This is a genomic window from Streptomyces lusitanus, assembly GCF_042647945.1.
Taxonomy (GTDB): Bacteria; Actinomycetota; Actinomycetes; order Streptomycetales; family Streptomycetaceae; genus Streptomyces; species Streptomyces pseudogriseolus.
In genome coordinates this window covers 1-6,078 of sequence record NZ_JBHRWL010000025.1, presented here as the reverse complement: position 1 = coordinate 6,078, position 6,078 = coordinate 1, and the positions used below count along the sequence as shown (strand labels likewise).

The window sequence follows — 6,078 nt, the reverse complement described above, 5'->3', positions numbered from 1 at the left end:
CGCGCCGACGAAGTCCCCCAGCTGACCCACCAGTTTTGCGAAGCTAACGTGTCGACCTCACAAAAGATCTTGCGCGTTAGTATGGTGTCCTTCATGAGTTCGCCAACCACCGCCGGCGACCGCGAGAAGGTCGTCTCCAAGCTGCCGGGATGGCTCCGGCAAAGCCTCAAAGTCAGAGCCGCGCAGCACGGCATCGAAATCCAGACCGCTGTCGAACAGGGCATCAGGGACTGGTGCAGCCTGGCGTCAATGCCGGCATCGATCGACACAGCCGGCGCCGACTCGTTCTCCACGTTCCTGCCGCCCGGCCAGTGGGACGAGTTCCGCGGCATCGCAGCAGAACGACGCGTCTCCCTCATCCAGGGCCTGGCCCAGTCCGTCCAGTTGTGGCTCGACACGAACCCCGCCCCGGACGTGGCGCGACCGGAAATCACCCGCCGCATCGTCGTCTGCAACCAGAAGGGCGGCGTCGGCAAGACAGCCATCACGGCCGGCCTGGGAGAGGCGCTCGCCGAAGACCCCAACGCCCTGTACTCCGTGCGCGTCGCCAAAGCACTCACCAAGGCCCTCCGGGCGAGCGAGCCTCACGCCGGAGAGACGACGCCCTCTGACGACCCGCTCGACATCGAAAACCTCCCCGGCCCCGGTCTGCAGGTCCTGCTCGTCGACTTCGACCCGCAGTGCCACCTGACCAATCAGCTCGGCGCCACTCCCCTGCCGATGAACGGCGACAGCCTCACCAACCACATGGCCGGAGACCCGAAGGGCGACCTGCGCGATCTCATCGTCTCCATCGACGAGGACACCTTCGGCGGCCGGCTGCACCTCCTGCCCGCGTGCAACGACGCGTTCCTGCTCGACGTGCGCCTGTCCGCAGTGCGCGCCAGGGAAGCCGCCCTGGAAAGAGCCCTCGCCCCGCTGGAGGGTGATTACGACGTAATCATCGTCGACTGTCCGCCCAGCCTCGGCCTCAGCATGGACGCCGCCGCCTACTACGGCCGACGCCGCGACGGCGAGAGGCACGGGCAGTCCGGCGCCCTCATCGTCGTCCAGGCCGAGGACAGCTCCGCGGACGCCTACGAGCTCCTCACCACCCAGATCGACGACCTGCGCAACGACCTCCAGATCGACATCGAATACCTGGGCATCGTCGTGAACCTCTACGACTCCCGCCGCGGCTACATCGCGACCTCGTCCCTCCAAGGGTGGGTCGACATAAAAGATCCGAGAGTCGTCGGCCTCATCGGAGACCTCAAGGAACAGAAGGAAGCCGTCCGAGTGAAACAACCACTGCTGTCCTACGCGCCCAAGTCGCAGCAAGCGGTGGCCATGCGTGCCCTTGCCAGGGAGGTGCTGTGAGCAAGGCCGACCAACTGGGCGCCGGCCGCTTCGGTGGGGGAGTCCGCCCCGTCAGCGCACGCCGCCAGGCAGTCGCCGCAGCCACCGGAGTCCCGACCGATGGCGTCGCCCCTCCATCTGAACTCCCCGTCGACCGCATCAGCCTCAACCCGGACAACCCACGGTCCAGCCTCGGGGACCTGAGCGACCTCGCGGGCAGCTTGAAGACCCACGGCCAGAAACAAGCGATCACGGTCATGAACCGCGACGCCTACATCCAGGCCAACCCCAGCCGGGAAACCGACCTGGAACCGGACACCACCCACGTGGTCATCGACGGCAGCAGCCGGCTCGCTGCCGCCCGCGAAGCCGGCCTCACCACCGTCAAGGTGATGGTCAGCGACGACCAGGGATCCACATCCGAGGAACTCCTCGAATCCGCCCTGGTAGCCAACATCCACCGCCAGGACCTCGAAGAACTCGACGAGGCCCGTGCGCTGCAGCGCCTGCTCGCCATCCACGGCACTCAGCGAGCCCTTGCCAAGAGACTCCACCGCTCCCAAGGCTGGGTTTCACAGCGTCTCGCCCTGCTCAACCTGACACCCGAACTGCAGGCCCGGATCGGCGAGGAACCTATTGACCTGCTCCGTGCTGTCGGCAACAGGCCGCACGACGAGCAAGCCGCTGCCCTGGAAAACCTCAAGGCCGAGCGGGCTCACAAAGAAGCGCTGAGAGAAGCCAAGACACCCCGAAGGCCGGAGCAGGGGAAGAACGGAGACAGTGATTACGGCGTAATCACCGGCGGGTCCGCGAGCGCCCCCAGCAACGAGGCTGAGACCCACAGGCCGTCCGGTGAAGCGGTTCCCGAGCCTCGTACGAGTTCACCTGTGCCGAGTCCGCCTGGCCGCACGGCCGACGAGCCGCGAGTTCCCAACGACGTGGCAGCCGAAGCCGACCAGACCGCTCGTCCGCAGTTGAAGAAGTTTCCCTATGGGGACGGTGAGTCTGCTGCCCACTACCTGATCAACAGGATGCCGCCGGATGAGTTCAACAAAATGCTGGATCTCCTCATTCAGCACAGGGACAGCCAGGCCACCACTGCATACTGAGCCAGCCAGACGGGGCCTGGTGGAGTGGGGCTACGCCCATGGCATGCCTAGCTGCTGAAGTGCGTCCAACTGCTCCCGGGTGAGTTTGCCGCGCCTTGCCCGGGTGTTTGACACCCACACGCCCAGCTTCACGGTCACCGGCTCCGGGTGACCGTGGATAGCGACCCGTTCGCTGTGGCCCCGTGGCACCGGCCGGTCACCTTCGCGTTCCACCCATTGTGTGAGGGCTGCCAGACCGCGCTCGAAAGCCGCTGACGTCTTCCCCAACCCCTTCGCCGTCCGCTCGGCCGCGGGGGCGGGAGACGGTGCATCAAGGGGTTCGGTACCCAGCCGGGACAGTCGCTGCTGTTGCTCGGTCGACAGTTGCGCCCAGGTGGCCGGCTGCTTCTGCCGCTCCAGCCACCGTCCGATGTCGTCACCGTCCATGAGTACGCCGGGGGCGATGTCGGGCAGCTTCCCTCCGGGTTCGTCGGCGGCGATGCCTTCGAGGTGGCGGTAGTGGCGTTGCCAGTGCAGTGGCCAAGGGCAGTCCCAGTCCGGGTCGATCGCAGCCAGCTGCGCCGCGCGTACGGCGGCCCGCTCCGGGTCCTTGCCCAGTCCGCTGTTGCGGCGGAGATTGGCCATGTGCTGTCCGATAGGCACGGGTCCGCCGACGGCCGGGTCGTCCCACACCGCATCCTGACGGGGGGCGAGGTGTCCGGTGGCCCGCCGGTAGGAGCGGAGCGCGGCGAGTTTGTTCTCCCACGCCTCTTCGCCCGGTTCCCACACCATCCCGGCCTCGGGCGCGTCCAGCAGTTCCTTGCGGTGGGGATCGAGATCGCCGGCGCGTAGTGCCTTGCGCTGCTGGTGCACCCAGCGTCCCAGAGGGAAGTCCTTGGTGACGCCAACTTCGACCTCGGTGTCGTACGGGACGGCGTACAGGCCGGTGATGTCGTTCTCCCTGCGCCAGCGCAGCAGTGCTTGGTAGCCCTCGAGCCACACCAGGGACTCCGGCCGGTACACCCGGGTACGCAGGAAGGCGGCGATGGTGGCCGGGTCGCGGGGGCTGGAGAAGTGCAGCAGTGTGGATGCGGCGGCGGCAGCGGCGCTGTTCTGCTCCACGTCCCCGCCGTCATCCGCGCTGCCGGCTTCGACGATGCGCCCCTTCTCGTCGCGCCGGACGTGGACGGTGCGTGTGCCGCTGGTGAGCGCGCGGGAGGCGAGCTGCTCGACGAGTCGTTCGTCATGCGAGCGCAGGCCTTGGAGGATGGCGACGAGGGGGCGGTAACTGGCGGAGGCGACCATGTCCTGCGGGTCCTCGCCGGGCTCCAGGAACACCGGCACGATGATCCGGGCGACTTTCGTGCTGCCGTCCTTGTTGAGTCGCAGCGCCCTGCCGATGTTCTGCACGATCTCGACCTGGGAGCCGCGGGTGTCGGCGAAGCACACGGCCTCCACTCCGCGCTCGCCGGTGATGTCCACGCCTTCTCCGAGGACGCGGCAGCTGGCGAGGAAGGCGCGATGCACCCGGCGCCCGGCCGCGTCGATGCCGTTGGCGAACTGACGCAGCACTTCGCGCCGTTCGCTGACGAGGTGGTCGCCGCACAGCCACGCCGACCACACGCGGTCCGGCGGGACATGACGGCCGGCCTCCAGCTCGTAGAACTCCGCGTCGATCGTCGACGCGGGCAGCTCCTCCGCCTTCGCCAGGTCCTCATCGGAGGCGTCATTGACGTACAGGTGCGCGGCCGTCTGCGGCATCTTCTGAGCGAACGCCATTGCCTCCTCCACCTTCTGGTGGAAGGTCATGACGGTGCGGAGGTTGTGCGCGGCGGCGTGCTCCAGGAGCGCGGTCTGCAGAAGGGACAGGCGTCGGCCCCGCCGTGCCTCTTCCGACTCCCCCAGAACAGGGGAGGGGTCGCGGATCTCGAGGACGTCGATCTCAAATCCGGCGAGGATACCCCGCTCGATCGCTTCGCTCAGCCCGAGCTCGGCAAGCCAGGGGCCGTAGGTCGCTGAGTTCTGGCCCATCGACGCGAGCTCTGCCTCCTGGCCATCCGCGCCCCTTCGAGGTTGGGGCGAGGCGAGGATGCGCGGGGTCGCGGTCAGATAGAGCCGGAAGTCCGCCGGGATCCGCTGGTTGTCGTGGATCGCCGCCCACGGACGACCAAGATCACCAGCGGTTCCGTGGGCCTCATCCACGATCGCGAGGTCGAAGCCCGCCATGCGCTGGCCATAAAGCCGCTCCCCGCCCGCCAGAGCGGCCTCCAGCGGCCCGCGAACCTTCCGCTGCCCCTCGGGAGCGTCGACGTCCTCACGGTCCACCAGGGAGGCGTACGTGGCGAACACGACCACGGGCCCGGACCCGGCCCACAGGGCGAGCTGGATCGCGTTGGTCGTGGTCCGCACGCCTAGCGCCCTTAGCACCGGGTCGTTCTCCAGCGAGCACACCGCCACCATCGGTGCCCGGTGACCGACCAGACGCCATGCCTGGGCGGTCTGCGCGAGCAGGTCCAGGGTGGGCACGGTCACGAGGATCCGGCCGTCCGCGAACGACTCCAGCGCGCACGCGGCGGCTGTGATCGTCTTGCCTGAACCGGTCGCTGACACGATTGTGCCCCGGGCACCCTGCGGTGGCACGGATGATCTTGCAGGGAATCCCACCCACTTACGGAAGGCCGACCTTTGGTCGACCTGGTGTTCCCTGAGCAAGATACCCTGCATTCTTCTTCTCTTCCCTGGACGCGATTTCGGGCGGCGAGGCTACTTCGAAGGCCTGACTATGTCGTCGCGTCCTCGAAGTCCCCATTCATAGAGTCCGGCGTAGATGGTGGCGGTCCGGCACTGCGGCGCGTCCATGACCTCGGCTTCGCCCCGATAGACGGCGATCAGCGAGTCGCTGCCGCGCCACCAGGTGTCCGCGAGGCCGGCGACCTCCGGCACCTCCTCGAACCCGACCAGCTCGAGGTCGTCCACAGCAGCACCCGTCAACGTGGTGGTGGTACGTTCACACCTCTCACCCACTTCCCGGCATGAAGCCCGAACTCCCCGCCCGGACCGATCATGAACGAGTAGGGAAGAGCCGTACGCTGCTCACCGGCTCCGAAGTGCCAGTCAGGACCGGGCCTCTCAGGGACGTCCCCGCTGAGCGTCCGAGGTCCTCCGTCATGGTGAGGAGAAGGAGGAAGGGCCAGGCCACCCCCGACAGTCTCGAAGGTGACCACCCGGTCGATCTAAGCCTCGGAGATCCCATGCTCCACCCACCGAGCCCTGTACTGCTCTATATCGCTACGACCAGTCCAGTGTCCATGACACCCAATAAAATATTGAGCCCTACGTGTAATCCGTCCAGGGATTCTCTCACCAACCGCCATCGTCACGCCTCTACCGTGTTTTAGCCAATGCTACATGCTGCATCACCTGATGGTAGGGCTACCACCCCCTACCATCAACTGCATTCCTAGTAGCTGCTCGGGCCGGCCTCCAGGGCGCGTAGCGCCCTAAGTGGCTGGAGCGCAGCGGAAGTCACCCACTACCACCGAAACCCTGGCATCAGGGCGCAGCCCCTACTTCCGCAGTCGGCTGGCCCGCGTCAGCGGGCCCCCAACGGTCCTGTAGGCGCAGCCGGAAGGACCGCAGGGCGGGGGAGCGC

4 protein-coding genes are annotated in these 6,078 nt (G+C 67.2%); 2 read left to right on the top strand and 2 right to left on the bottom strand.

Annotated features, from left to right (window positions below):
• Positions 1 to 93 precede the first annotated feature (93 nt).
• Together ACFOSY_RS28980 and ACFOSY_RS28975 are read left to right on the top strand one after the other, a co-directional pair.
• Positions 94 to 1,359 carry a ParA family protein gene (locus tag ACFOSY_RS28980; RefSeq protein WP_394312480.1) on the top strand — a complete coding sequence of 422 codons (1,266 nt, stop codon included), beginning with the start codon at positions 94 to 96 and terminating at the stop codon, positions 1,357 to 1,359.
• Entirely contained in the window at positions 1,356 to 2,447 is a 1,092-nt protein-coding gene (locus ACFOSY_RS28975) for a ParB/RepB/Spo0J family partition protein (RefSeq protein WP_394312444.1), read from the top strand. The genes ACFOSY_RS28980 and ACFOSY_RS28975 overlap by 4 nt, the downstream gene beginning before the upstream one ends.
• Positions 2,448 to 2,477: 30 nt before the next feature.
• On the opposite strand, the gene ACFOSY_RS28970 is transcribed toward ACFOSY_RS28975, so the two are convergent.
• On the bottom strand, positions 2,478 to 5,150 hold the full coding sequence (locus tag ACFOSY_RS28970) for a DEAD/DEAH box helicase (protein WP_394312442.1): 2,673 nt from the start codon (positions 5,148 to 5,150) through the stop codon (positions 2,478 to 2,480).
• 39 nt (positions 5,151 to 5,189) lie between these two features.
• A complete protein-coding gene (locus ACFOSY_RS28965) occupies positions 5,190 to 5,417 on the bottom strand; it encodes a hypothetical protein (protein WP_394312440.1) in 228 nt (75 codons plus the stop codon).
• Between the last annotated feature and the right edge of the window lie 661 nt (positions 5,418 to 6,078).